The sequence below is a fragment of the Cedecea selenatireducens genome (assembly GCF_042138895.1).
In the GTDB taxonomy this organism is placed as follows: domain Bacteria; phylum Pseudomonadota; class Gammaproteobacteria; order Enterobacterales; family Enterobacteriaceae; genus Cedecea; species Cedecea selenatireducens.
Map to the genome: position 1 here is coordinate 1 of NZ_JBHIKW010000018.1, position 21,808 is coordinate 21,808.

At 56.5% G+C, this 21,808-nt stretch carries 23 protein-coding genes and 1 other RNA gene; 14 read left to right on the plus strand and 10 right to left on the minus strand.

Annotated elements, in window-relative coordinates; translation table 11 throughout:
* Window positions 1-12 precede the first annotated feature (12 nt).
* Window positions 13-324, minus strand: coding sequence for an MGMT family protein (locus ACE38U_RS20360; protein WP_038475025.1), 312 nt, complete (start codon window positions 322-324; stop codon window positions 13-15).
* Between the two features lie 171 nt (window positions 325-495).
* On the opposite strand from ACE38U_RS20360, the gene ffs reads away from it, so the two are divergent.
* Window positions 496-592, plus strand: an RNA gene (gene ffs, locus ACE38U_RS20365) — signal recognition particle sRNA small type.
* An 18-nt stretch (window positions 593-610) separates the two neighbouring features.
* Here ffs and ACE38U_RS20370 read toward each other — a convergent pair.
* Window positions 611-1,504, minus strand: a complete 894-nt coding sequence (locus ACE38U_RS20370) for a DMT family transporter (protein WP_375530437.1) — start codon at window positions 1,502-1,504, stop codon at window positions 611-613.
* Between the two features lie 105 nt (window positions 1,505-1,609).
* Here ACE38U_RS20370 and ACE38U_RS20375 point away from each other — a divergent pair, with 105 nt between their 5' ends.
* From ACE38U_RS20375 to ACE38U_RS20385, 3 genes are all read left to right on the plus strand, one after another.
* Window positions 1,610-2,056, plus strand: a complete 447-nt coding sequence (locus ACE38U_RS20375; protein ID WP_038475021.1) for an Lrp/AsnC family transcriptional regulator — start codon at window positions 1,610-1,612, stop codon at window positions 2,054-2,056.
* Window positions 2,057-2,187: 131 nt separating this feature from the next.
* The gene (locus ACE38U_RS20380) at window positions 2,188-2,442 is read left to right on the plus strand and encodes a hypothetical protein (RefSeq protein WP_038475018.1); all 255 of its coding nucleotides are present in this window, start codon (window positions 2,188-2,190) and stop codon (window positions 2,440-2,442) included.
* Window positions 2,439-2,663 carry a hypothetical protein gene (locus tag ACE38U_RS20385; RefSeq protein WP_038475016.1) on the plus strand — a complete coding sequence of 75 codons (225 nt, stop codon included), beginning with the start codon at window positions 2,439-2,441 and terminating at the stop codon, window positions 2,661-2,663. Before ACE38U_RS20380 ends, ACE38U_RS20385 begins: the two co-directional genes overlap by 4 nt.
* A gap of 75 nt (window positions 2,664-2,738) precedes the next feature.
* Here ACE38U_RS20385 and yczR read toward each other — a convergent pair whose 3' ends face one another.
* Window positions 2,739-4,166: a MocR-like transcription factor YczR gene (yczR, locus tag ACE38U_RS20390; RefSeq protein WP_375530438.1), complete on the minus strand. Its 1,428-nt coding sequence runs from the start codon at window positions 4,164-4,166 to the stop codon at window positions 2,739-2,741.
* 91 nt (window positions 4,167-4,257) lie between these two features.
* On the opposite strand from yczR, the gene yczE reads away from it, so the two are divergent.
* Both yczE and ACE38U_RS20400 read left to right on the plus strand, forming a co-directional pair.
* Complete coding sequence (gene yczE, locus ACE38U_RS20395; RefSeq protein WP_375530461.1) at window positions 4,258-4,872, plus strand: membrane protein YczE; 615 nt, start codon at window positions 4,258-4,260, stop codon at window positions 4,870-4,872.
* Window positions 4,873-4,935: 63 nt separating this feature from the next.
* The gene (locus ACE38U_RS20400) at window positions 4,936-5,754 is read left to right on the plus strand and encodes a GNAT family N-acetyltransferase (protein ID WP_375530439.1); all 819 of its coding nucleotides are present in this window, start codon (window positions 4,936-4,938) and stop codon (window positions 5,752-5,754) included.
* Between the two features lie 38 nt (window positions 5,755-5,792).
* On the opposite strand, the gene gdhA is transcribed toward ACE38U_RS20400, so the two are convergent.
* Window positions 5,793-7,136, minus strand: a complete 1,344-nt coding sequence (gene gdhA / locus ACE38U_RS20405; protein ID WP_176981825.1) for an NADP-specific glutamate dehydrogenase — start codon at window positions 7,134-7,136, stop codon at window positions 5,793-5,795.
* 150 nt (window positions 7,137-7,286) lie between these two features.
* Window positions 7,287-9,512, minus strand: a complete 2,226-nt coding sequence (locus ACE38U_RS20410) for a TonB-dependent siderophore receptor (RefSeq protein WP_375530440.1) — start codon at window positions 9,510-9,512, stop codon at window positions 7,287-7,289.
* Window positions 9,513-9,902: 390 nt separating this feature from the next.
* On the opposite strand from ACE38U_RS20410, the gene cstA reads away from it, so the two are divergent.
* From cstA to ACE38U_RS20445, 7 genes are all read left to right on the plus strand, one after another.
* Window positions 9,903-12,008 carry a pyruvate/proton symporter CstA gene (cstA, locus tag ACE38U_RS20415; protein ID WP_038475006.1) on the plus strand — a complete coding sequence of 702 codons (2,106 nt, stop codon included), beginning with the start codon at window positions 9,903-9,905 and terminating at the stop codon, window positions 12,006-12,008.
* A 164-nt stretch (window positions 12,009-12,172) separates the two neighbouring features.
* Complete coding sequence (locus ACE38U_RS20420; protein ID WP_038475004.1) at window positions 12,173-12,370, plus strand: YbdD/YjiX family protein; 198 nt, start codon at window positions 12,173-12,175, stop codon at window positions 12,368-12,370.
* A gap of 125 nt (window positions 12,371-12,495) precedes the next feature.
* Complete coding sequence (gene ivbL / locus ACE38U_RS20425) at window positions 12,496-12,594, plus strand: ilvB operon leader peptide IvbL (protein WP_375530441.1); 99 nt, start codon at window positions 12,496-12,498, stop codon at window positions 12,592-12,594.
* A 108-nt stretch (window positions 12,595-12,702) separates the two neighbouring features.
* Entirely contained in the window at window positions 12,703-14,391 is a 1,689-nt protein-coding gene (gene ilvB / locus ACE38U_RS20430; protein ID WP_375530442.1) for an acetolactate synthase large subunit, read from the plus strand.
* 3 nt (window positions 14,392-14,394) lie between these two features.
* Window positions 14,395-14,706: an acetolactate synthase small subunit gene (gene ilvN / locus ACE38U_RS20435; protein WP_375530443.1), complete on the plus strand. Its 312-nt coding sequence runs from the start codon at window positions 14,395-14,397 to the stop codon at window positions 14,704-14,706.
* A gap of 207 nt (window positions 14,707-14,913) precedes the next feature.
* A complete protein-coding gene (locus ACE38U_RS20440; RefSeq protein WP_038475000.1) occupies window positions 14,914-15,243 on the plus strand; it encodes a type II toxin-antitoxin system RelE/ParE family toxin in 330 nt (109 codons plus the stop codon).
* Window positions 15,233-15,535 (plus strand): addiction module antidote protein, encoded by a 303-nt coding sequence (locus ACE38U_RS20445; protein ID WP_038474998.1) that lies wholly within the window; start codon window positions 15,233-15,235, stop codon window positions 15,533-15,535. Before ACE38U_RS20440 ends, ACE38U_RS20445 begins: the two co-directional genes overlap by 11 nt.
* Before the next feature lie 7 nt (window positions 15,536-15,542).
* Here ACE38U_RS20445 and lldD read toward each other — a convergent pair whose 3' ends face one another.
* From lldD to ACE38U_RS20470, 5 genes are all read right to left on the minus strand, one after another.
* Complete coding sequence (gene lldD / locus ACE38U_RS20450) at window positions 15,543-16,685, minus strand: FMN-dependent L-lactate dehydrogenase LldD (RefSeq protein WP_176983269.1); 1,143 nt, start codon at window positions 16,683-16,685, stop codon at window positions 15,543-15,545.
* Window positions 16,682-17,470: a transcriptional regulator LldR gene (gene lldR, locus ACE38U_RS20455; protein WP_038474993.1), complete on the minus strand. Its 789-nt coding sequence runs from the start codon at window positions 17,468-17,470 to the stop codon at window positions 16,682-16,684. The genes lldD and lldR overlap by 4 nt, the downstream gene beginning before the upstream one ends.
* Window positions 17,467-19,122 (minus strand): L-lactate permease, encoded by a 1,656-nt coding sequence (lldP, locus tag ACE38U_RS20460; protein ID WP_176983268.1) that lies wholly within the window; start codon window positions 19,120-19,122, stop codon window positions 17,467-17,469. The genes lldR and lldP overlap by 4 nt, the downstream gene beginning before the upstream one ends.
* Window positions 19,123-19,339: 217 nt before the next feature.
* A complete protein-coding gene (locus tag ACE38U_RS20465) occupies window positions 19,340-20,080 on the minus strand; it encodes an SDR family oxidoreductase (RefSeq protein WP_176983267.1) in 741 nt (246 codons plus the stop codon).
* Window positions 20,081-20,093: 13 nt separating this feature from the next.
* Window positions 20,094-20,489: a (R)-mandelonitrile lyase gene (locus ACE38U_RS20470; protein WP_061275464.1), complete on the minus strand. Its 396-nt coding sequence runs from the start codon at window positions 20,487-20,489 to the stop codon at window positions 20,094-20,096.
* 156 nt (window positions 20,490-20,645) lie between these two features.
* Between ACE38U_RS20470 and ACE38U_RS20475 the strand changes: the two genes are divergently transcribed.
* Window positions 20,646-21,554 carry a LysR family transcriptional regulator gene (locus ACE38U_RS20475; protein WP_176983266.1) on the plus strand — a complete coding sequence of 303 codons (909 nt, stop codon included), beginning with the start codon at window positions 20,646-20,648 and terminating at the stop codon, window positions 21,552-21,554.
* Window positions 21,555-21,808 lie beyond the last annotated feature (254 nt).

The window sequence follows — 21,808 nt, forward strand, 5'->3', positions numbered from 1 at the left end:
AATGGGGGCGTTTTAATATTTCCAGCGGTAACGCAGCATATCGATATGCCCATCCCCTGACACCATCACGCCTTCTGAAAGCAGCGCCTGACGCTGACGCTGGAGATCCGGGCCGGTTAACGAGATAACACCTTGTCGATTCACTACTCGATGCCACGGCAAACGGCTGCCTTCCGGCAGGCGCTTAAGCACGCCTCCAACCTGGCGAGCGGCCCTCGGTGACCCGGCAAGCGCTGCAATTTCGCCATAGGTCGTGACGTAACCTTCGGGAATGGCGGCAACAATTTGGTAAACCCGCTGCGGGAAGGAATCGTGATTATCCATAGTGAACTCCTGACAAAATCGCTTCTAAGGATAATCGGCGGTGGGGAAAGCACCAAGTTAAACCGTTGATGCGCAATAAACCAACACCTGACCGCCGCTGGCTTGCAATTGCCGGAGTCTATGTGGATAATGCGCCAGCGCGTTGGATAACAACGCTCTCAATGGGGGCCCTGTTGGTTCTCCCGCAACACTAACTTGTGAACTCGGTCAGGTCCGGAAGGAAGCAGCCGCAGCAGGCGTCGTGTGTGCCGGGATGTAGCTGGCAGGGCCCCCACCCAATTCTGGCTTACCCCTTCGCCAGCACCGTTTTAGTCCTGCGTTTTTCTCCCCAACCCAGATTGATCCCCGCTGCCGCCAGCAGAATCATTGCGCCGCCGATAAACTGAATCGGGCTCAGGCTGTGATTGAAGACAAAGCGATCCACTATCACCGCCACAATCGGGTAGATAAACGAGAGTGAGGCGGTAATCGACGTTGGCAGCTTCTGAATCGCGCCGTACAGCAGCTGGTACATAATGCCGGTATGAACGATGCCCAGCATGGCCACGATTCCCCAATGCGTGAACGTCATGTGCTGCTGGAAATCCACCAGCGGCAGCAGCAGAAGCGTGCCAATGGCTACCTGAACGAGGGCAATTTGCTGCGGAGGCACGCCTTTCAGCTGGCGGGTGATAAGCGCCGTCAGGGCATAAAAGAATGCGGCACCCAGCGCCATCACAATGCCCAGCAGCCAGCCGCTATTACCGTCATGGCTCAGCCCGCTAGACAGCACCAGCAGCATGCCTGCAAACGATGCAGCCAGCCAGAGCCACCTGCTGCGGCTGACTTTCTCTTTCAGAATAAAAACGCCCATCCCGACCAGCATCAGCGGCTGCGTATTGTAGAGCACCGTGGCCAGCCCGATGGACGTTCGTGAATAGGCGGCGAACAGCAGCAGCCAGTTCACGACCAGCGCCACGCCGCCGAGGGCGGCGATCAAAACAACTTTGCGATTCAGATGGCTGCGCCAGTTGCCGCTAAGCATGCCCAAAATAAACAGCGTGATAGTTGCGAAAACGCAGCGCCAGAAAACGACGTTGGCAATAGGCTGCCGAGAAAACACCACCAGTGCGCCGATGGTGCCGGAGATGAGCATCGCCGCAATCATTTGCAGGCTGCCGGTTCTTATCTCACGAGTCATTTTGTCTCTCCAGAATAAAGAGCTTTATTCTGCGCACTGTGGCAGGCTCGTTGAAGTGCTAAAATTAGGTCATGAAATCCTTTTGCCTTTATAAATGAGATAAAAATGAGTGATTACCTTCCTGATGATATCGACAGGCATATTCTGGCTATTCTTGCGGCAGATGCCCGTATCTCTCTGAAAGTATTAAGCGGAAAAATTGGTCTTTCTTCGCCGAGTACCGCAGAACGAGTGAAGCGGCTGGAAGAGCGCGGCGTGATTAACGGCTACACCATGAACGCTAATCTGCCGGCTCTGGGTTACACCCTGCAGGGACTGGTACGTATGAAACCTTTACCGGGCATGTTGCACAAAGTGGAGAAGATGATTCAGGCGATTCCTGAATGCATAGAATGCGACAAAATTACCGGTGAGGATTGCTTCATCATCAGGCTGGTGATTCGCTCTATTGAGCAACTGGATGAAATCCTTGATGAGCTGGCCGAGTTCGCCCAGTGCAATACTTCTATCGTCAAAAGCACGCCGGTAAAGCGAAGGCTGCCGCCTTTGTAATGGCTTAACCCGGATATATTTTCCGGGTATTTGAATTATGACAGAAATATTAAATTTACCGTGCTGGCTGGATCTTATTTATTCTCTATAGTATTAAACATCAACCTCTGTTTAAGCATTAAGGATTTGCAATGACGACGGCTACGTTGAACGTAAAAATAAGTATCGAGTTAAAAGAGAAGATTCGTCACTATGCGGAAGAAAATAGTGAAACCCTGGCAAGCGTAACGGAGAGACTTCTGTCAAAAGCTTTTGATGATCTTGACGGTGATGTGGGCGTCGACGAAGATGACGTAGACAGCCAGCACACCTCTGAGACTCGCGTAACGCCTTTAAACGATCGTGAGATCAAGGCATTGCGTAAACTACTGAAGAAGAAAAAATGAACGCCGGTACGGACAGTACCGCCTACGACTACCAGCAAGCCTGTGAATTATTACGATCGGGCTACCTGAAAAAAGTGAAACTGGGCTGGAATATTGGCAGCGATGAGTTTTTCCGTATCGCTTCTGACTGGTGCGATACCGGGGCCAGTATTAAAAAAGAGGGTGAACATTTCACCATTACCCTAAAAGGGTTTGCCATTCCGCGAATTTCACAGCATTAATTTTTATCGTCGCTTATTGCTAATCTTACAGAATATTATTTCCCTCTTATATTTTAGAGGGAAATAATCCGCTTTCTAAAATACCATTCCCCTCAGACTTTCATTTCTCGTTGCCGCCAGGTGCTGCCACAACGGTTGCAGCCGCTGGAGAGCAAGCTGCATCTCTTTGGGCTCAAGGCTAAAGGGCAGGCGTAAAAATCGTTCAAAGGCTCCCTCAACGCCAAACCGGGGCCCGGCGCCGATGCGAATCCCCTGACTTTCTGCCGAGGCGGCAAAAATCGTGGCCAGCGGCTTCGGCAGTTCCACCCACCACGACAATCCGCCTTCCGGGGGCGATGTTTGCCAGTCAGGGAACAGCGTTTGCATCGTGGCGAAGCTCGTCTCACAGCGCTGGCGGAGCATTTCTCTGCGTTGAGGCAGAAAAAGCGCCGCATCGTTGAAGAGTTGAATGGCGGCCAACTGCTCCAGCAGCGGCGTACCCAAATCAAAGGTATTGCGGATTTGTATCAGCGAACTGATGGTTTTAGCCGAGGCTCTAATCCAGCCCAGGCGCAGCCCGCCCCAGAAGCTTTTTCCGGCTGACCCGAGTGAGATGGTGCTATCTTCGGAGCCAAAGGCGGCCAGCGGAGCAGGCGGTGGTGCATCAAACCAGAGGTCAGCCATAGTCTCATCCACAACCAGCGTTGTATGGCTGCGGGCGGCAATCTCGCTCACCCTTTGGCGCGTGGCGGCGTCCATACAGCGGCCGGTGGGGTTATGAAAATCTGGAATTAAGTAAGCCAGCCGCGGCGAGGTTTGCGCGATGGTTGCCGCCAGGCCTTCAACATCCCAGCCGCTTGCGGGCAGGCTGACGGGAACAGGACGGCAGGATGCTCCGCGAATAGCCGCCAGCGCCATCGGGTAAGTGGGGTGATCGACCACCACGCGATCGCCTGGGCCAGTAAATAGCCGCAGAACCAGTCCCAACCCGCTGACGGCGCCGTTTACCACCATGATTTGGTCGGGCGTGGTGGGTAAGCCACGGGACGCATAGTGCCGCGCTATGGCTTCTCTAAGCTCCGGCAAACCCTGACTGTCATAGCCGGTAGAGGATAAATGTTCCGGCAGGAAAGTGAGCGCGGTGGAATAGGCCCGATGAATTTCAGGCCCGGCGCTGAGGGCCGCAGTGGAAAGATCCAGTACCGGGGCGTTGCCGGGCAGCGGAGATACAGCCGGGCTGCTTTCGGGCAGCATGGTGACCGAGCCAGAACCCTGCCGGCTGAGCAGATAGCCCTCCTCACGCAGCTGTGCCAGCGCAGAAGCCACCGTGGTGCGGCTTACGCCCAGCGCGCCCGAAAGCTCTCTTTCACCCGGCAGCCTGCTATCGAGCGGCAGCCTGCCATCCAGAATCAACAGCCGCAGCCCGTCGGCTAACTGGCGATACACCGGCGAGCGGGATGACGCCTGGTGCCAGTGGCCCAGCAGGCGTGTTAAAGACGAAGTACCGATTCTGCGCAGCGTCATAGCAGTCCACTTTCTGATAACTGGACCTTAATACTAAGTCCATTTTGCGAGAGGGTATAGCCATAAAAACACAACGAGGATATTTATCATGATGGCTCGCCGCCTGCTGCAGCTCTATACCGGCCTGGTCTTTTACGGTGTTTCAACCGCGATGTTTGTTCGCGCAGATTTGGGGGCCGATCCGTGGAACGTCTTCCATCTCGGCGTGGCGAGGCTGCTTTCGTTAAATCTGGGCCTGGTGATGATAATCGTTGGCGCGCTGGTGCTGCTGCTGTGGATCCCGCTGCGCCAGCGTCCTGGGCTGGGCACCATCAGCAACGTGATTGTTTTAGGGCTGGCGGCGGATGCCACGCTGGCGTTAATGCCGCCGCTGGAATCAATTGTGGCTCGTTCGTTTTTGCTGGCAGGCGCGTTGATCGTGAATGCGCTGGCGACCGGAATGTACATTGGCGCAGGTTTTGGCGCCGGGCCACGAGACGGCCTGATGACCGGGATCAATGCCAGAACAGGCTGGTCCGTGCGCAGCGTGCGCACCGCCATCGAGGTGACCGTGCTGCTCTCCGGCTGGCTGATGGGCGGCAGTTTTGGCGTGGGCACCGTGCTTTATGCTCTGGCTATCGGGCCGCTGATCCAGCTTTGCCTGCCGTGGTTTCGCGTTAAGCCGTTGAATAAATCGGGGTCTGCAGCACCCGAGCCGATATCGTGATCCTTCGACATGTGCTAAACACTCTGTTCCGAAGAATAAAATTCGCTTCGAGCGGGGGATAGCATGCAGCACGAGATCGTCAGCAAACCGGCGCTTAACTGGAACAGTTTCCAGCTGGCAGAGATATTGACCCACTGCTTTGAACAGTACGTGGTGCCGTTCCGACTTGACGGGGAAACCTTCGGCTGGCGATTCGTCTCTGAAGATCTTTTCCCCGGAGATAGCCTCGTCTGGCTTGACCGCGGGGAGCCTAAAGCCATGGCGCTGGTGACCCGGCGCGGGCAAACCTGTCGCCTTGCCGCGTTTGCCATTCGTCCGGAGCTGCGCGGGCAGGGGTTAGGCAAAATCTTCATTCAGCAACTGATCGACGAAGCGCGGGCTCGTGGCGATAAGCAGTTTTTCCTTGAAGTGATCTTAGGCAACGAGGGCGGACTGGCGCTGTATGAGCGAATGGGCTTTGTGCGCCAGAAAACGCTGGTGGGCTTCCATTCCTCTGGCGTGCCGGAAGGCGAAGCCGACGGGGAGCTGGCAGAAGTCGACCCGCTGCAAATGACTCGTAGAATGATGGCCAGTAACGACGCTCCGCTGCCGTGGCTTTGTGCGGCTGAAACGCTGTATAAGCTGCCCGGTAAGGCCTTTGTGCTGGATGATGTGGCCTATGCGATGGTTATCCCGGGTGAGATACCGAAGTTAAGAGGGCTGTTTGTTGAGCCGCATGCGCGACGGAAAGGGAAGGCCAAAAAACTGCTGGCTTTACTTCAGCATCGGTTCCCTGGAGTAGTGACTATTCCCAGCCTGCCCGAAGCCGTTGCGCCGTTATTTTTAAGCAGCGGTTTTACTCAGGATACGCTCCAGCAGTACGAAATGAAGCTGACCTTGTAGATGAAAATGGGTGAGGGTGAAGGCCCTCACCGCGTAAGTTACAGCACGCCCTGAGCCAGCATCGCGTCCGCAACTTTGACGAACCCGGCGATGTTTGCGCCGCGCACGTACTGCGTTTGTTTCCCTTCTCCGCCGTACTCCACGCAGGCCTGGTGAATATCAAGCATGATGTGGTGCAGGCGAATATCCACTTTTTCAGCCTTCCAGCTCAGGCGAGCAGCGTTCTGCGCCATCTCCAGCCCTGAGGTTGCCACGCCGCCCGCGTTTGCCGCTTTGCCCGGCGCAAACAGCACGCCGGCTTCCACAAACAAATCCGTAGCGGCGATCGTTGTCGGCATATTTGCCCCTTCGGCTACGGCCTTCACGCCGTTGGCGATGAGCGTTTGTGCCGCGTCGACGTCCAGCTCGTTTTGAGTTGCGCATGGCAGAGCAATATCAACCGGCACGCTCCACGGCTGCTGGCCTTCCAGGTAAGTGAGGCCAAATTCGCGGGCATAATCTGCTACGCGGCCGTCGCGGCTGGCTTTGATTTCGCACAGGCGTGCCAGTTTTTCTGCGCTAAAGCCTGCTTCGTCGACCACGGTGCCGTTGGAGTCGGAGGCGGTGACCACGCGTGCGCCGAGCGACATGGCTTTTTCAATCGCATACTGGGCTACGTTGCCGGAGCCGGAAACCGCCACGCGCATGCCTTCGAAGCCCAGGCCGTGGCGCTGTAGCATGGCGTCGGTGAAGTAAATCAGCCCGTAGCCGGTCGCTTCCGGGCGAATCAGGCTACCGCCGAACGACAGCCCTTTGCCCGTGAACACGCAGGCGGTGTTGTTGGAGAGTTTTTTCATCATCCCCGCCATGTAGCCGACTTCGCGGCCGCCAACGCCGATATCGCCCGCCGGAACGTCGGTGTCCGGGCCCAGATGGCGGTACAGCTCAAGCATCAGCGCCTGGCAAAAACGCATGATTTCGCCTTCGCTTTTGCCTTTAGGATTAAAGTCGCTGCCGCCTTTGCCACCGCCCATCGGCAGCGTGGTGAGGGCATTTTTAAAGGTCTGTTCAAAGCCGAGAAACTTCAGGATCGACAGGTTAACGGAAGGGTGGAAGCGCATCCCGCCCTTGAAGGGGCCAATCGCCGAGCTGAACTGCACGCGCCACGCCCGGTTAACCTGCACCTGATTGTTGTCATCCACCCAGGCTACGCGAAACTGGATCACGCGTTCGGGTTCAACCAGGCGTTCCAGCAGCGCCTGCTGGCGGTACTGCGGATTGTTCTCAAGAAACGGCCACAGCGTGCTCATAACTTCGCGAACCGCCTGAGCGAATTCAACCTGATGCGGGTCGCGTGACTGTACTGAGGTTAAAAAGTCTTCGAGAGATAATGCTTGAGCCATCAGAGGTAACTCCTTGTTGAAGGTCGTGTTGTGTGCGTTTTTTGTATGGTTTTTTCGACTATAACATTTTCTTATGAACGGGCATCAAGCGATTTTTTCACCAGCAAGGTGAAGAAAGAGGGGGAGGCTAATTAGCCTCCCGGAGAGGGTTTAGAAGTGCGTATTGACGCTCATGTAATACGTGCGGCCAGACTCGTTGTAGGTCTCGGCACCCGCGCCATACATATAAGCGTTGGTGGTGGCATTCCCGGTGGTCTGGGCGTTACCCGCGCGCCAGTGGCGCTTATCCAGCAGGTTATCAATGCCGGCGGTTAAGCTGACGTTTTTGGTCGCGTCCCAGGTCGCGCTCATGCCAATGATGCTATAAGGGCTGACCTCGTTGGTGTCGCTGCCGGTAACCGGTTCGCCCTTGTAGTTGTACTTCTTCGGAGCCTGCTTGCCGTACCAGGTCAGGGTGCTTTGCAGCGAAATATCCTGATGAACCTGCCAGCTCAGCGTCGAGTTAAGGGTGTATTCCGGGATGATCGACAGGCGATCGCCGGTTTCCTTATTTTTGCTTTGCAGCATATAAGTCAGGTTGTTGTTCCAGCTTACGGTGTCCGTCAGCGGCAGATTAATGGTGCCTTCCAGCCCTTCCACAACCGCTTTTGGCACGTTGCCCCACTGATAGATATCGGTTTTCTTGCTGTTAGAGGCAACAGGCGAATAACCGGATTCGATCTTGTTGCGGTAGTCGTTTCTAAACCAGGTGATCCCGGCCTGATAGCCGTCGCGCTTGAACTCCAGCCCAATCTCTTTGTTGACGCTGGTTTCGGCTTTCAAATCCTCGTTGCCCATCAGGTAACAGGCCCCTGCGCTCGCGGCACAGCCCTGGCCACGGCTATAGAGAATGTAGTTCGGGTTAGTCTGATACAGGCTTGGCGCCTTGTAGGCGCGGGCAATACCGAGCTTCAGCGTCAGGTCTTCCACCAGCTCCTGGCTAAGGTTCAGCGACGGGCTCCAGTTATTCCCCACGATGGAGTGATGATCGAAGCGCAGACCCGGCGTCAGCATAGTGCTGCTGGTTATCTCCATGTTGTTCTCGGCGAACAGGGAGAAGATTTCTGCTTTCGAATAAGGGCTGCGGATGGTGGACGACATACCCGGAATCGCACCGCCTTCGCTCAATGACTGGCTGTTCGACGAACCATCCTTCATGCGTTGCTGATTCCATTCGCTGCCGAGGGTGAGGTTTTGGTTCACCAGCAGGTCAAACGGAATGCTCGCTTCGCTGTGCAGAAGCACATCGCTAAGGTCGATATCTGAGAACTGATTATTGGCGAAGATCCCTTCCGTGCCGCCCGCCAGGCCTTCGTTCATGCGCGAGTTGCGGGTGTGTTCGTACTGCACCCAGGAGTTGGTGGTGACGCCGTTATCCCAGCCGCCGGTCCAGGTGACGGCATAGTTCTGGCGGTAGAGGCGGTTAGTCTCTTTGCCGTAGTTATCCTTCACCAGCTGGTTGCTGTTGGTGTTTTGTGTATCACCCGAGTAGAGGTTGCCCTGGCGGCTGTAGCCTGTTTCAAACTCCAGCGCCTGCATCGGTGCAAACTCCCAGCGGATCAGCCCGTTCAGGTCTTTATGGATAACCCCTTCGCGGCCGGCAGGAAGCGTGCTGGCGTAGGATCCGGTGCGCAGCGACTGATGTCCCTGGTTGATGTCCCAGGCATCCGCCTGCGTTTTGTCCAGGTTGCCGTAAAGCCGGAAGCTGACGTCATCCCCCAGTGGCCCCGTCAGGCTGAAGTTGGTGCGTTTTGTCGAGCCTTCGTCTTTGTGTTCCGGCGCGTTGAAATAGGTATTCCAGCTGCCGTGGAACTCGTTGCTGCTGCGTTTGGTAATAATGTTCACCACGCCGCCCGCCGCGCCGTTACCGTAGCGAGCCGCCGCCGGGCCACGCAGGACTTCAATACGCTCGATCATTTCAGGCGGAACCCAGGAGGCATCGCCTCGGGTATCACGCTCGCCGCGCCAGCCAAGGCGGACGGAGTTACGGCTGGTGACCGGTTTACCGTCAATCAGGATCAGCGTGTTTTCTGGCCCCATGCCGCGAATATCAATCTGGCGGCCGTTGCCGCGCTGCCCGCTGGTAGAGTTGCCGGTAAGGTTAACCCCTGGCATGGTACGAATGATTTCAGAGACGTCACGCGCGACAGGGTGCTTCTTTAATTCTTCGGAGGTGATAATCGACACGCCGGGTGCCTGCAGCGTTTGCTGGGCAGCGGTGACGACCAGCGTGTCTTCATTTTCTACGGGTGCCGTCTCTGCTGCCGCCGAAAAGGCAGTGCCGTAGAGGCCCAGACTCACCAACGTGGCGAGGGAGTACGATAATGTATTGTTCATTATTTATCCTGAGTGTCACCGCCTGCGTCCCGTAAACTCCTTTCCCAAATGAGGAAGGACGCGGCAAAAGTGCCTGGAGTTGAAAGTGCGGAAACACGCTATTGCAAATGAAAACAATTATCAATGCCTTTCTCAGTTGACATTTAAAACCAATTAATTCCGCTAATTAATCATCCCTGGTTATCAATCCCCGCGTTAACCATTCACCAACCTGATATTCCACAATTGACCTGCCGACTTTACGGTTGCGATACATATTTAGGTGATCTCATTAACAAACTGAGGTAAATGCCCCGCGTTTTGCCCGCTTCAGATTGTGAGAACCGCTATTCCAGGCTAGATACAAAATGTAACAACTCTCGGTATCCACTTAGAAAACGGACAAAATTGATGGATAGATTTGGGAAACACCTCGTCTGGGTCGTGCTTGCTTTGATAGGCGCATTTGCCCTCGGCTACATCGCTCTGAATCGTGGTGAGCAGATAAATGCGCTGTGGATTGTCATTGCCTCAGTCTGTATTTACCTGATTGCCTACCGCTACTACGGCTTGTTTATCGCGAAACGCGTGCTGACGGTGGATGCCACGCGCATGACGCCGGCCGTGCGGAACAATGACGGTCTTGATTACGTCCCAACGGATAAAAAAGTGCTGTTTGGCCACCACTTTGCCGCTATTGCCGGGGCGGGGCCGCTGGTGGGGCCGGTACTTGCTGCGCAAATGGGGTATCTGCCGGGCATGCTTTGGCTGCTGGCGGGCGTGGTGCTGGCAGGAGCCGTACAGGACTTTATGGTGCTGTTTGTCTCCACGCGCCGCAACGGGCGCTCGCTGGGGGAATTGGTTAAAGAAGAAATGGGCAACACCGCGGGCGTTATCGCGTTAGTGGCCTGCTTTATGATCATGGTGATTATCCTCGCCGTGCTGGCGATGATCGTGGTGAAGGCGCTGACCCATAGCCCTTGGGGGACATACACCGTGGCCTTTACCATCCCGCTGGCGCTGTTTATGGGCGTCTATATTCGCTATTTGCGCCCGGGGCGCATTGGCGAAGTGTCGGTGATTGGCCTGGTGATGCTGGTATTTGCCATTATCTCCGGCGGCTGGGTGGCTGAGAGTGAAACCTGGGCACCGTACTTCGACTTCACGGGCGTACAGTTGACGTGGATGCTGGTGGGCTACGGCTTTGTGGCTTCAGTGCTGCCGGTGTGGCTGCTGCTGGCGCCGCGCGACTACCTCTCCACCTTCCTGAAAATTGGCACCATCATCGGGCTGGCGATCGGCATTTTGATCATGCGCCCGACGCTGCAGATGCCTTCATTAACAAAATTCATCGATGGTACCGGCCCGGTCTGGAGCGGTGACTTGTTCCCGTTCCTGTTTATCACCATCGCCTGCGGGGCTGTTTCTGGCTTCCACGCGCTGATAGCTTCCGGCACCACGCCGAAAATGCTGGCGAATGAAAATCAGGCCTGCTTCATTGGCTACGGCGGCATGCTGATGGAATCCTTTGTCGCCATCATGGCGCTGGTGGCGGCCTGTGTTATCGACCCTGGCGTGTACTTCGCGATGAACAGCCCGATGGCCGTACTGGCTCCGGCAGGCACGGCTGACGTTGTGGCTTCTGCCGCGCAGGTGGTGAGCGGGTGGGGCTTCCATATCACCCCGGAAACGCTGACCACTATCGCCAGTGAAGTCGGCGAGCAGAGCATTATCTCTCGCGCAGGCGGGGCACCAACGCTTGCCGTGGGGATGGCGTACATTCTGCACGGCGCGTTGGGCGGGCTGATGGACGTCTCGTTCTGGTATCACTTTGCCATTCTGTTTGAAGCGCTGTTCATCCTGACGGCGGTGGATGCCGGGACTCGCGCGGCGCGCTTTATGCTGCAAGACCTGCTGGGAGTCATTTCACCAGGGCTGAAAAGAACCGACTCGCTACCGGCCAACCTGCTTGCAACCGGGCTTTGCGTACTGGCATGGGGCTACTTCCTGCATCAGGGCGTGGTCGACCCGCTGGGCGGCATCAACACGCTGTGGCCGCTGTTCGGCATCGCCAACCAGATGCTGGCGGGCATGGCGCTGATGCTCTGTGCGGTTGTGCTGTTCAAGATGAAGAAGCAGCGCTATGCGTGGGTTGCTCTGATGCCGACCGCCTGGCTGCTGGTTTGTACTTTAACGGCAGGCTGGCAAAAAGCGTTCAGTTCGGATGCTAAAGTGGGCTTCCTGGCTATAGCCAACAAATTCCAGGCGATGATCGACAGCGGGAATATTCCGGCGCAGTACACGCAGTCGCAGCTTAGCCAACTGGTGTTCAATAACCGTCTGGACGCGGGGCTGACCATCTTCTTTATGGTGGTAGTTGTGGTGCTCGGCTGGTTCTCGCTGAAAACCGCGCTCAAAGCGCTGAAGTCTGACCAACCAACGTCGAGTGAGACGCCGTATGAGCCAATGCCTGAGAATTATCAGGAGATTGTGGCGCAGGCGAAGAGCGTGCATTGATTTTTACCCTCACCCTAACCCTCTCCCTGGAAGGGAGAGGGGATAGATCAGGCATCTTTATTCCCCCACCCCCCTTTGGGAGAGGGGATAGGCTGAGTTTCTTTATTCCCCCCTCTCCCCTTTGGGGAGAGGGCCGGGGTGAGGGGCCGCCCACTGGAGACACTATGTTCGATAATCTCGCCAAAGCCGGGAAATACCTCGGCCAGGCCGCAAAACTGATGATTGGCGTACCCGATTACGACAACTACGTGCAGCACATACGCCAGACCCATCCGGAGCAAACTCCCATGACCTATGAAGAGTTTTTCCGCGAACGTCAGGATGCGCGCTACGGCGGTAAAGGCGGCGGACGCTGCTGCTAAAACTTAGCATTTAACAAAAATGTGACATTTCGCTCGTTTTTTAGCGGCCAGCAAAAATCCTGTTGTGCGAAACCGGCGAGTGTGATTTTATCAATGACGACTTTTAACACAGATTCAGGAAACCCATGACCAATTCCCTGCCAACTTCGACCCTACTACTTACCGCGCTACCAGCCGCGGTGGTCGTCGTGCGTGTGGTGGTGGTCGTCGGCAATGCGCCGTAGGGACTGAATCAACGCATCGATTCCAAACCCCGCCGGCGCAAACCGGGCGGGGTTTCTTGTTTTAAGTGCCTGCCCAGAAGCGAACCGGCTTATTAGAAGGACTGGAGCATGGCAATTTCGGACACACCCTCACAACGCATCACCGGCGCTCAGCTGATTGTAAAAATGCTGGAGCATCACGGGATTACCACGGTTAGCGGCATTCCAGGCGGCACCGTTCTGCCGCTCTACAATGCCCTGAGCCAAAGCACCCGCATTCGCCACGTACTGGCTCGCCACGAGCAGGGCGCGGGATTTATGGCGCAGGGCATGGCGCGTACCAGCGGCAAACCGGCGGTCTGCATTGCCTGTAGCGGGCCAGGCGCCACTAACCTGGTTACCGCCATCGCCGACGCGCGTCTCGACTCCATCCCGCTGGTTTGTATCACCGGCCAGGTACCAACCTCGATGATTGGCGCCGATGCTTTCCAGGAAGTTGATACCTACGGCATCTCCATTCCTATCACTAAACATAACTACCTGGTGCGCAGCATCAGCGAGCTGCCGCAGGTGATTACCGACGCCTTCCGCATTGCGCAGTCTGGTCGTCCTGGTCCGGTATGGATCGATATTCCAAAAGACATTCAGACCGCTGAAATCGACATTGCCGAACTGCCAGCGGTTGCAGCGCCTTCGGCCGCACCGGCCTTTGACCATCAGGACATCGCCCGTGCGGCGGCGATGATCAACGAAGCCAAACGTCCGGTGCTTTACCTGGGCGGCGGTATCATCAGCGCAGGCGCGGCGGAGCAGGCACGTGAGCTGGCTGAGCGTGCCGGGCTGCCGACAACCATGACGCTGATGGCGCTGGGCACCATCCCCGCGAAGCATCCACTTTCCCTGGGAATGCTGGGGATGCACGGGGCGCGCAGCACCAACTTTATCCTCCACGAAGCGGACCTGCTGATCGTGCTTGGCGCACGTTTTGACGACCGCGCGATTGGTAAAACCGAAGAGTTTTGCCCGAATGCAAAAATTATCCACGTCGATATCGATCGCGCCGAGCTGGGCAAAATTAAGCAGGCGAATGTGGCTATTCGCGGCGACGTGCGTGAAGTCCTGAGCCAGCTTATTCCGCAAACCAAAGCCTGCCGGCGCAGCGAGTGGCTGCAAGCGGTGAGCGATTTGCAGCGCGAGTTCCCGTTTGCCACGCCGGGCGCGGACAACCCGCTGATGCCTTACGGGCTTATCAAAGCCGCAGCGGCGTGCGTGGATGATGAAGCTATCGTCACCACCGACGTAGGCCAGCATCAGATGTGGGTGGCTCAGGCTTATCCGCTCAATCGTCCTCGCCAGTGGCTGACGTCGGGCGGGCTGGGCACCATGGGCTTTGGTTTACCGGCAGCGGTTGGCGCGGCGCTGGCTGAGCCTGGCCGCAAGGTGCTGTGCTTCTCCGGCGACGGCAGCCTGATGATGAATATCCAGGAAATGGCCACCGCCGCTGAAAACAATCTGGATGTGAAAATCATCCTGATGAACAACCAGGCATTGGGGCTGGTGCACCAGCAGCAGACGCTGTTCTACCAGCAGAATATCTTTGCCGCGACTTATCCGGGCAAGACGGATTTCATTACCATCGCGCGCGGTTTTGGCCTCGCGACCTGTGATCTGAACCTGGCGGAGGATCCGCACGCTGCGCTGCAGGAGGCGATTTCTCGCCCAGGGCCTTGCCTGATTCACGTTCGCATCGACGCCGATGAAAAAGTCTACCCGATGGTGCCGCCGGGTGCCGCCAACACTCAGATGATTGGAGAGTAAGCCATGCAACCATCCATCACAAAACAATCAATCACAAAACAATCAACCGTCATTCTGGAACTAACGGTGCGCAACCACCCGGGCGTGATGTCACATATCTGCGGCCTGTTTGCCCGCCGGGCGTTCAACGTGGAAGGCATTCTCTGCCTGCCGTTGCAGGAAGGGGATCAGAGCCGCATATGGCTGCAGGTGGGGGACGACCAGCGGCTGGAGCAGATGGTCAGCCAGGTCGATAAGCTGGAGGATGTCGTGCAGATTATCCGCCACGCCGATGACCCGGGAATTTTCAATCGCCTGACCTCATTTGTGCAGTAAGTGAAACAGGGGCTTTCAGGCATATTTTTGAAAGCCCCAGGCCCGCATGCATAAACCCCGGAAGCTGCGCCGCAATCCCGGCATGCCAAAGAACGATTTCAATCAGCCTCAAGTAAAAATCCGTTAGCCTGCCCTGAGAAAAATAAGCGCGACTAAATTTTGTTCGTGCTTGTTTGTTGCTTTAAAGCTACACTCAAGGAGTCAAGGATGAACATGATTACGTTCTTCGAAACGAAAGAAGGAAAAAGGCCTTTCAAGGATTGGCTGCGGGCGTTAAAGAATGCGAGAGCAAAAACCAAAATAGTCATGAGGATCGACCGACTTTCTTTTGGGAACCCCGGCGATAGTAAACCCTGCGGGCAAGGCGTATGGGAAATGCGCATCGATGAAGGGCCTGGTTACAGGGTGTATTACGCCCAGGACGGTAAAGCAGTCTGGCTCCTGCTGGCGGGGGGAGATAAACGTGACCAACAGGCGGATATCGAACGCGCTACAAAATGGTGGCTTGAGCATAAAGGGAGAAAAAATGAAATTTAGCGAATTTGATCAAACGGTTATTGATATGCTTCGCGAAGATCACGCCTTCGCCGTGGACTATCTTAAAGAAGCCTTTATTGGGCTGGACGGTGAAGATGGCGAAGCCATGTTTCTTATTGCCATGCGCCGCCTGGTGGAGGCCAGAGGCGGGTTTACGGAGATTGCCAGAGCGGCAAATCTAAACCGAGAAACGCTTTATCGCACGCTGTCTGAGCGTGGAAACCCCACCATCAAAACCACCAAAAAGGTACTACATGCGGTGGGGATCCACTTCTCAGAGATTGCAGGCTAGCCGCAGATCAGAAGCCCTGGCGAACCAGCAGCTCAGGCGTAATCCCGGCGATAGACTTCGCGCCGGTCAGCGTCATCGCGACTCGCATCTCTTTCTCAATCAGGTTTAGCAGGTTGCTGACGCCAGCCTCGCCGTGGGTGGCCAGCGCATACAGGAAGGCGCGTCCCAGCAGCACCGTGTCGGCGCCCAGCGCAATCATACGCACCACGTCCAGGCCGTTGCGGATGCCGCTATCAGCCAGAATTGTAATATCGCCTTTTACCGCATCGGCAATGGCGGGCAGGGCGCGAGCGGAAGAGAGCACGCCGTCCAGCTGGCGGCCGCCGTGGTTAGACACCACAATACCGTCGGCGCCAAAGCGAACCGCATCGCGGGCGTCTTCTGGGTCGAGGATCCCTTTAATCACCATCGGGCCATCCCAGAACTCGCGGATCCACTCCAGATCTTTCCAGGATATTGACGGATCAAAGTTGTTCGCCAGCCAGCCGATATAATCTTCCAGCCCGGTCGGTTTACCGAGATAGGCGGAGATATTGCCCAAATCATGAGGACGGCCGTTTAAGCCGACATCCCATGCCCACTGCGGGTGCGTTACGGCCTGAAGATAACGACGCATTGCCGCGTTAGGGCCGCTCATGCCGGAGTGGGCGTCACGGTAACGAGCGCCCGGCGTTGGCATATCGACGGTAAACACCAGCGTAGAGCATCCGGCGGCTTTCGCCCGCTCCAGCGCATTGCGCATAAAGCCGCGGTCTTTCAGCACATAGAGCTGGAACCACATCGGGCGGCTGATGGCGGGGGCGACTTCTTCAATGGGGCAAACGGACACCGTCGACAGGGTAAAAGGAATGCCTTTCGCCGCGGCGGCTTTTGCGGCCTGAACTTCTCCCCGGCGCGCATACATGCCGCAAAGCCCCACGGGGCCGAGGGCCACCGGCATTGACAGCGTTTCGTTGAACAGCCTGGTTTCCAGGCTCAGCGCCGACATGTTTTTCAGTACGCGCTGCTTGAGCGCCACCTGTGCCAAATCCTCCACGTTGCGCTTCAGGGTATGCTCGGCATAGGCCCCACCGTCGATGTAGTGGAATAAAAATGGCGGCAGAATGCGCTCGGCGGCGGCACGGTAGTCGGTTGCTGCGGAAATAATCATCGTTTCTTTTCCCTTATTTCATCACTTGCTTCGTCCGGGAGGCGGGTAACGCGTGCCTGACGGGCTTCGTCTTCCTGCAGGGTCTTGATGGTGGCGTGCACGTAGCCGAGGTGCGACTGGGCGGCTCGTCTTGCCCGCTCGGCGTCTCCGGCCAGAATCGCCTGCAACAGTTCGTCATGCTGCTCGGTTAGCCCGGCAAAAATGGCCGGAACGGTGTACATACGCTGGCGGCTATGGAGCACCGAAGATTGCAGCAGGTCGAAGAACCCGCGCATGGTCTGGAGCAGCACGATATTGTGGGAGGCTTCGGCTATTGCCAGGTGAAAACGAACGTCGGCCTGCGCGGCGAGATCCGGATCGTCGCTCTCTTTAAACTTGAGCGTGGCATCAAAACAGGCGATCAGCTTTTCTTTGTCGGCCTGCGTCGCTCGCATCGCCGCGTACCAGGCCGTGCTGCCTTCAATGGAATGTCTCGCTTCGAGGATATCCAACTGGTAACTGGGGTCACCCTCAACCAGCGTCTTCAGCGGCTGCACGATGCGCTGTTCCGACCACTGCTCGGTCTGGTAGCGCAGATAAGTGCCGCCGCCGCGACGGCTGGCCAGCACGCCTTCGCCAATCAGCTTCTGAATTGCCTCGCGTAAAATCGAGCGCGAACAGCCCAGCCCGGCGGCCAGCTGGCGCTCGGCGGGCAACCGCATGCCCGCCTCCAGGTTACGTTCATTAATCAGCGCCTTAACACGCTCAACTATCTGGTCGGCAAGGCGCGGAACAGCTTCGGTCATGGGATCATCCAGGTTAAAACATAGGCCTGCAGCGTGGTAATCACGCCCACCATGCAGGTGAAAATCAGGCTGTGCTTCACGGTGAAGCGGAACAGGTCTGACTCTTTCCCCACCAGCCCCACCGCCGCACAGGCAATGGCTATCGACTGCGGCGAAATCATCTTGCCGGTGACGCCGCCGGTGGTGTTGGCCGCCACCAGAAGCAGGTCCGACACGCCAATCTGCTGCGCGGTGGTTGCCTGTAGGGCGGCAAACAGCGCGTTAGAAGAGGTGTCCGACCCGGTCAGGAACACGCCCAGCCAGCCAAGGAACGGCGAGAAGAAGGTAAAGGCATGGCCGGTGTGCGCCAGCGCCAGGGCAAGCGTGGCCGACAGCCCGGAATAGTTGGAGATAAAAGCAAACGCCAGCACCATGCCGATGGAGTAAATCGGCAGCGCCAGCTCCTTCAGCGTTTCTCCAAAGGTCGCCAGCGCCGCTTTTGGCTTCATGCGCAGGTAGACAACAGAGATCAGCGCCGCGACCAGGATGGCGGTGCCGGTGGCCGACAGCCAGTCAAACTTAAAGACTGCTGCATAAGGCACGCTCGCGGCAACCACCGGCGGCATTTTGGCCACCAGATTGTCGAGAAACGGAACCGAGAAATTATAGACCCAGTCGGCCATCACGCCGCCTTTGGCGAACAGCGCTTTAAACGGCGGGATGCTCCACAGCGTGACCGTGGCCGTTAAGAACAGGAACGGCATCCAGGCCTTAAGGATCTGCCCGGAGGTGTATTTCTGCGAGGACTGCCCTTGCACGGTTTCAGCCGCACCCTCGCTATCAAAGCGGAAAATACGCACCGGTTTCCAGACCCGCAGAAATGCCGTCAGGCACACCAGCGATACCAGCGACGAGATAATGTCCGGCAGCTCAGGGCCGATAAAGTTGGAGCTGAGATACTGCGCGATAGCAAACGAGCCACCCGCCACGATCACCGCCGGCCAGGTCTCTTTGATACCGCGCCAGCCGTCCATAATCGCCATGATCCAGAACAACACGATAATCGTCAGGAACGGCAACTGGCGGCCTACCATCTGGCCTATCTCGAAGCTGTCCAGGCCGGTGACCTGCCCGGCAACGATAATCGGGATCCCCATTGCGCCGAAGGCGACCGGCGCGGTGTTCACTATCAGACACAAACCGGCGGCATAAAGCGGCTTAAAGCCCAGGCCGACCAGCAGGGCGGCGGTAATGGCGACCGGCGCGCCAAACCCTGCGGCACCTTCGAGAAATGCCCCAAAGGAGAAGCCGACAATCAGCATTTGCAGACGCTGATCCGGCGTAATCGACAGGATAGAGGAGCGAATAATGTCGAACTGACCGGTCTTTACCGAGATCTTGTAGACAAACACCGCGGCGACGATTATCCAGGCGATGGGCCACAGGCCATAGAAGAAGCCATAAACTACTGAGGCAAGCGCTCTGTCCACCGGCATGCGGTACAGAAACAGCGCGACCAACAGGGCAAGAAATACCGTCAGCGTCGCGGCTTTGTAGCCCTTCATGCGCAGCTTAATCAGCGCGAAGAAGAAGAACAGGATCGGGATCGCGGCAATCAGGCTCGACAGCCAGATATTCCCGAGCGGGTCGTAGAGTTGGGGCCAGACTTGCATGCAGGTGTTCTCCAGGGTGAGGCGTTTATCGTTTTTTATTAGATTGGTAGGACCAATTTTGCTTTGTAGAGCAAATGATGGCTAATGGTTAATCTTGTGTTAACGAATGGCAACGTTCTGGCGAGCCTTTATCGGCATTTTGTAGAAAAGGGCACGTTTTTAGTGAAATTGGTAGGACCAAAAGGCCTCTCATCCGGGCGGAAGAGAGGGCGAAATGTTAAAGCTCCTGACGGGTAGGGCGGAACAGGATTTCGTTGATGTCCACATCCTCCGGCTGGCCGATGGCAAAGGCGACCACGCTGGCAAACGACTCGGCGGAGATTGCAACGTCGTCGTAGAACTGCTGGATATTGGCCGCCACGTCTGCTTCGGTAATGCTGGTCACCAGCTCGCTCTCAACCGCCCCCGGCGAAATAATTGTCGTGCGGATGTTGTAAGGTTTTACCTCCTGACGCAGTCCTTCAGATATCACCCGCACCGCCGTTTTGGTGGCCGCGTAAACTGCGCTGCCCGCGCGAACTTTGTGGCCCGCGACGGAAGAGGTATTGATGATGTGGCCGCTTTTTTGCTGCTGCATATAAGGCAGGGCAGCGGCAATACCGTACAGTACGCCCTTAAGGTTGACGTCGATCATCGCATTCCAGTCATCAAACTTTCTGCGTTCGAGCAGCGAATGCGGCATCAGGCCTGCATTATTGACCATTACATCCACTCGCCCGTACAGCGCCAGGGCCTTATCGACCAGCGTCTGCACCTGCTCCGGCTGAGTGACGTCGGTCTGCACCGCTGCTTCCGGGCTCAGGTTAAGATCCTGCGCCAGTTTTTTTAGCCGATCGAGACGGCGAGCGCCCAGCACTAGCTTAGCGCCGTCTTTAACCAGACGACGCGCCAGGGCCTCACCCAGGCCACTGCTGGCGCCGGTGATCACCACAACTTTATTTTCAATGCCTTGTGTCATGTAACCTCCATCGCTATTTTTTGTATTGCTCGTCGCTGACTTTTTCCAGCCATTCAACCGGGCTGCCGTTCAATGACTCGGCAATTGCGATATGCGTCATTGCCGTTTCTGGCGACGCCCCGTGCCAGTGTTTCACCCCTTCGGGGATCCAGGCGATATCGCCCTGGTTCAGATCCTGAATCTCTCCGCCCCATTCCTGCAGCCAGCCGCGCCCTTGAGTAACAATCAGCGTTTGGCCAAGTGGGTGCGTATGCCAGGCCGTGCGTGCACCGGGTTCAAAGGTGACGGTAGCCCCACCTACACGTGCGTTTTCCGTGCCGCTAAATGGCGCATCAATGCGCACGGTGCCGGTAAAATAGCTCTCCGGGCCTCGCTGAGAAGGTTGAGATCCGCTGCGGGTAATTTTCATGTCGTACTCCAGATAGCGCATTCATTGATCGTAGAAATACAGTAGTCGTGATTGACGCAGGGGACTAGCCGGTGAAATGTACAAGAGCTTATGAATCCAGCTCATGAATCTCGCTATACTGGAGGGATTCTGTCACTGATTGAGGCGCTTTCGCCCATGCTAAAAGAGAACTTTCACGATCTAATGTCATTTATGGCAGTGGCGCGTGAACGCAGTTTTACCCGGGCGGCGGCAAAACTTGGCGTTTCCCAGTCAGCCCTAAGCCACGCGATTCGCGGGCTTGAAGAGCGCCTCCAGCTTCGTTTGCTAACCCGCACGACGAGAAGCGTTGCGCCCACTGAAGCCGGTGAGAAGCTGCTTGCCAGCCTGGCGCCTCGTTTTGCTGACCTGGAGAACGAACTTGCCGTTCTGAGTGAAATGCGCGAGCGCCCGGCCGGGAATATTCGCCTTAACGCGGCGGAGCACAGCGTACAGTCGGTGCTATGGCCGGTGCTGCAAACCTTTCTGGTCGACTACCCGGACATCAACGTAGAAATTAGCGTGGACAACGCGCTGACCGACATCGTCAGCGGGCGGTTCGACGCGGGTATTCGTCTCGGCGAGCAGGTGGCAAAAGATATGGTAGCCGTACGCATTGGCCCGGAGCTCAGCATGTCGGTGATTGCTTCGCCCGCTTATTTTGACAAGCACGGTTATCCGGCCACGCCGCAGGATCTCCAGCAGCACAACTGCATCAATATGCGTCTTCCCACTTTCGGTGGACTTTATGCCTGGGAGTTCGAAAAAGACGGGCGCGAGCTAAAAATTCGTGTCGAAGGGCAATTAACATTCAATAGCCTTCGCCAGCGCATTGATGCCGCGTTGCTCGGCCTGGGGCTGGCTTTTGTCCCGAGCGATACGGTGACCGACAAGATTGCCGAAGGGCGGCTGGTGCGGGTGCTTGAGGCCTGGTGCAAACCGTTTCCCGGCTATTACCTTTATTACCCCAGCCGCAAGCAGCACACAACAGCCTTCTCTCTGCTGGTGGATGCGCTGAGATATTCGTCCTCACCCACAGATGATTAATCGATTATCGATGAGTTTTTCCGGACGATTTGCGAGTCGCTGCTGAAAATTCGCCGATGACAAAGTCTGAAGGTTCCCGGCCCCTTTTTTTAGCCCTGCTCGTAACTTATTGATTTTTCTATTCTGCGCCGTTGTACCTAAAAAAAGGGTGTGAAGTGGGAAAGAGATGATTTTACGTATTGCAACAGAGGGTTAGCTGTGAAAAGCTCTTGTTCACTGCCGCACAGGCAGCTTAGAAAATGTCCATGTAACAA

Bases quoted from the DNA above. Each gene is read 5' to 3' on its own strand.
- ACE38U_RS20370 (WP_375530437.1), bottom strand. From the start codon at position 1,504: ATGACTCGTGAGATAAGAACCGGCAGCCTGCAAATGATTGCGGCGATG.
- ACE38U_RS20410 (WP_375530440.1), bottom strand. From the start codon at position 9,512: ATGAACAATACATTATCGTACTCCCTCGCCACGTTGGTGAGTCTGGGC.
- gdhA (WP_176981825.1), bottom strand. From the start codon at position 7,136: ATGGCTCAAGCATTATCTCTCGAAGACTTTTTAACCTCAGTACAGTCA.
- ilvN (WP_375530443.1), top strand. From the start codon at position 14,395: ATGCAACCATCCATCACAAAACAATCAATCACAAAACAATCAACCGTC.
- ilvB (WP_375530442.1), top strand. From the start codon at position 12,703: ATGGCAATTTCGGACACACCCTCACAACGCATCACCGGCGCTCAGCTG.
- ACE38U_RS20465 (WP_176983267.1), bottom strand. From the start codon at position 20,080: ATGACACAAGGCATTGAAAATAAAGTTGTGGTGATCACCGGCGCCAGC.
- ACE38U_RS20420 (WP_038475004.1), top strand. From the start codon at position 12,173: ATGTTCGATAATCTCGCCAAAGCCGGGAAATACCTCGGCCAGGCCGCA.
- cstA (WP_038475006.1), top strand. From the start codon at position 9,903: ATGGATAGATTTGGGAAACACCTCGTCTGGGTCGTGCTTGCTTTGATA.
- ACE38U_RS20475 (WP_176983266.1), top strand. From the start codon at position 20,646: ATGCTAAAAGAGAACTTTCACGATCTAATGTCATTTATGGCAGTGGCG.
- yczR (WP_375530438.1), bottom strand. From the start codon at position 4,166: ATGACGCTGCGCAGAATCGGTACTTCGTCTTTAACACGCCTGCTGGGC.
- ACE38U_RS20380 (WP_038475018.1), top strand. From the start codon at position 2,188: ATGACGACGGCTACGTTGAACGTAAAAATAAGTATCGAGTTAAAAGAG.
- ACE38U_RS20375 (WP_038475021.1), top strand. From the start codon at position 1,610: ATGAGTGATTACCTTCCTGATGATATCGACAGGCATATTCTGGCTATT.
- ACE38U_RS20440 (WP_038475000.1), top strand. From the start codon at position 14,914: ATGAACATGATTACGTTCTTCGAAACGAAAGAAGGAAAAAGGCCTTTC.
- ACE38U_RS20360 (WP_038475025.1), bottom strand. From the start codon at position 324: ATGGATAATCACGATTCCTTCCCGCAGCGGGTTTACCAAATTGTTGCC.
- yczE (WP_375530461.1), top strand. From the start codon at position 4,258: ATGGCTCGCCGCCTGCTGCAGCTCTATACCGGCCTGGTCTTTTACGGT.
- ACE38U_RS20385 (WP_038475016.1), top strand. From the start codon at position 2,439: ATGAACGCCGGTACGGACAGTACCGCCTACGACTACCAGCAAGCCTGT.
- ACE38U_RS20400 (WP_375530439.1), top strand. From the start codon at position 4,936: ATGCAGCACGAGATCGTCAGCAAACCGGCGCTTAACTGGAACAGTTTC.
- lldP (WP_176983268.1), bottom strand. From the start codon at position 19,122: ATGCAAGTCTGGCCCCAACTCTACGACCCGCTCGGGAATATCTGGCTG.
- lldR (WP_038474993.1), bottom strand. From the start codon at position 17,470: ATGACCGAAGCTGTTCCGCGCCTTGCCGACCAGATAGTTGAGCGTGTT.
- ACE38U_RS20470 (WP_061275464.1), bottom strand. From the start codon at position 20,489: ATGAAAATTACCCGCAGCGGATCTCAACCTTCTCAGCGAGGCCCGGAG.
- ivbL (WP_375530441.1), top strand. From the start codon at position 12,496: ATGACCAATTCCCTGCCAACTTCGACCCTACTACTTACCGCGCTACCA.
- lldD (WP_176983269.1), bottom strand. From the start codon at position 16,685: ATGATTATTTCCGCAGCAACCGACTACCGTGCCGCCGCCGAGCGCATT.
- ACE38U_RS20445 (WP_038474998.1), top strand. From the start codon at position 15,233: ATGAAATTTAGCGAATTTGATCAAACGGTTATTGATATGCTTCGCGAA.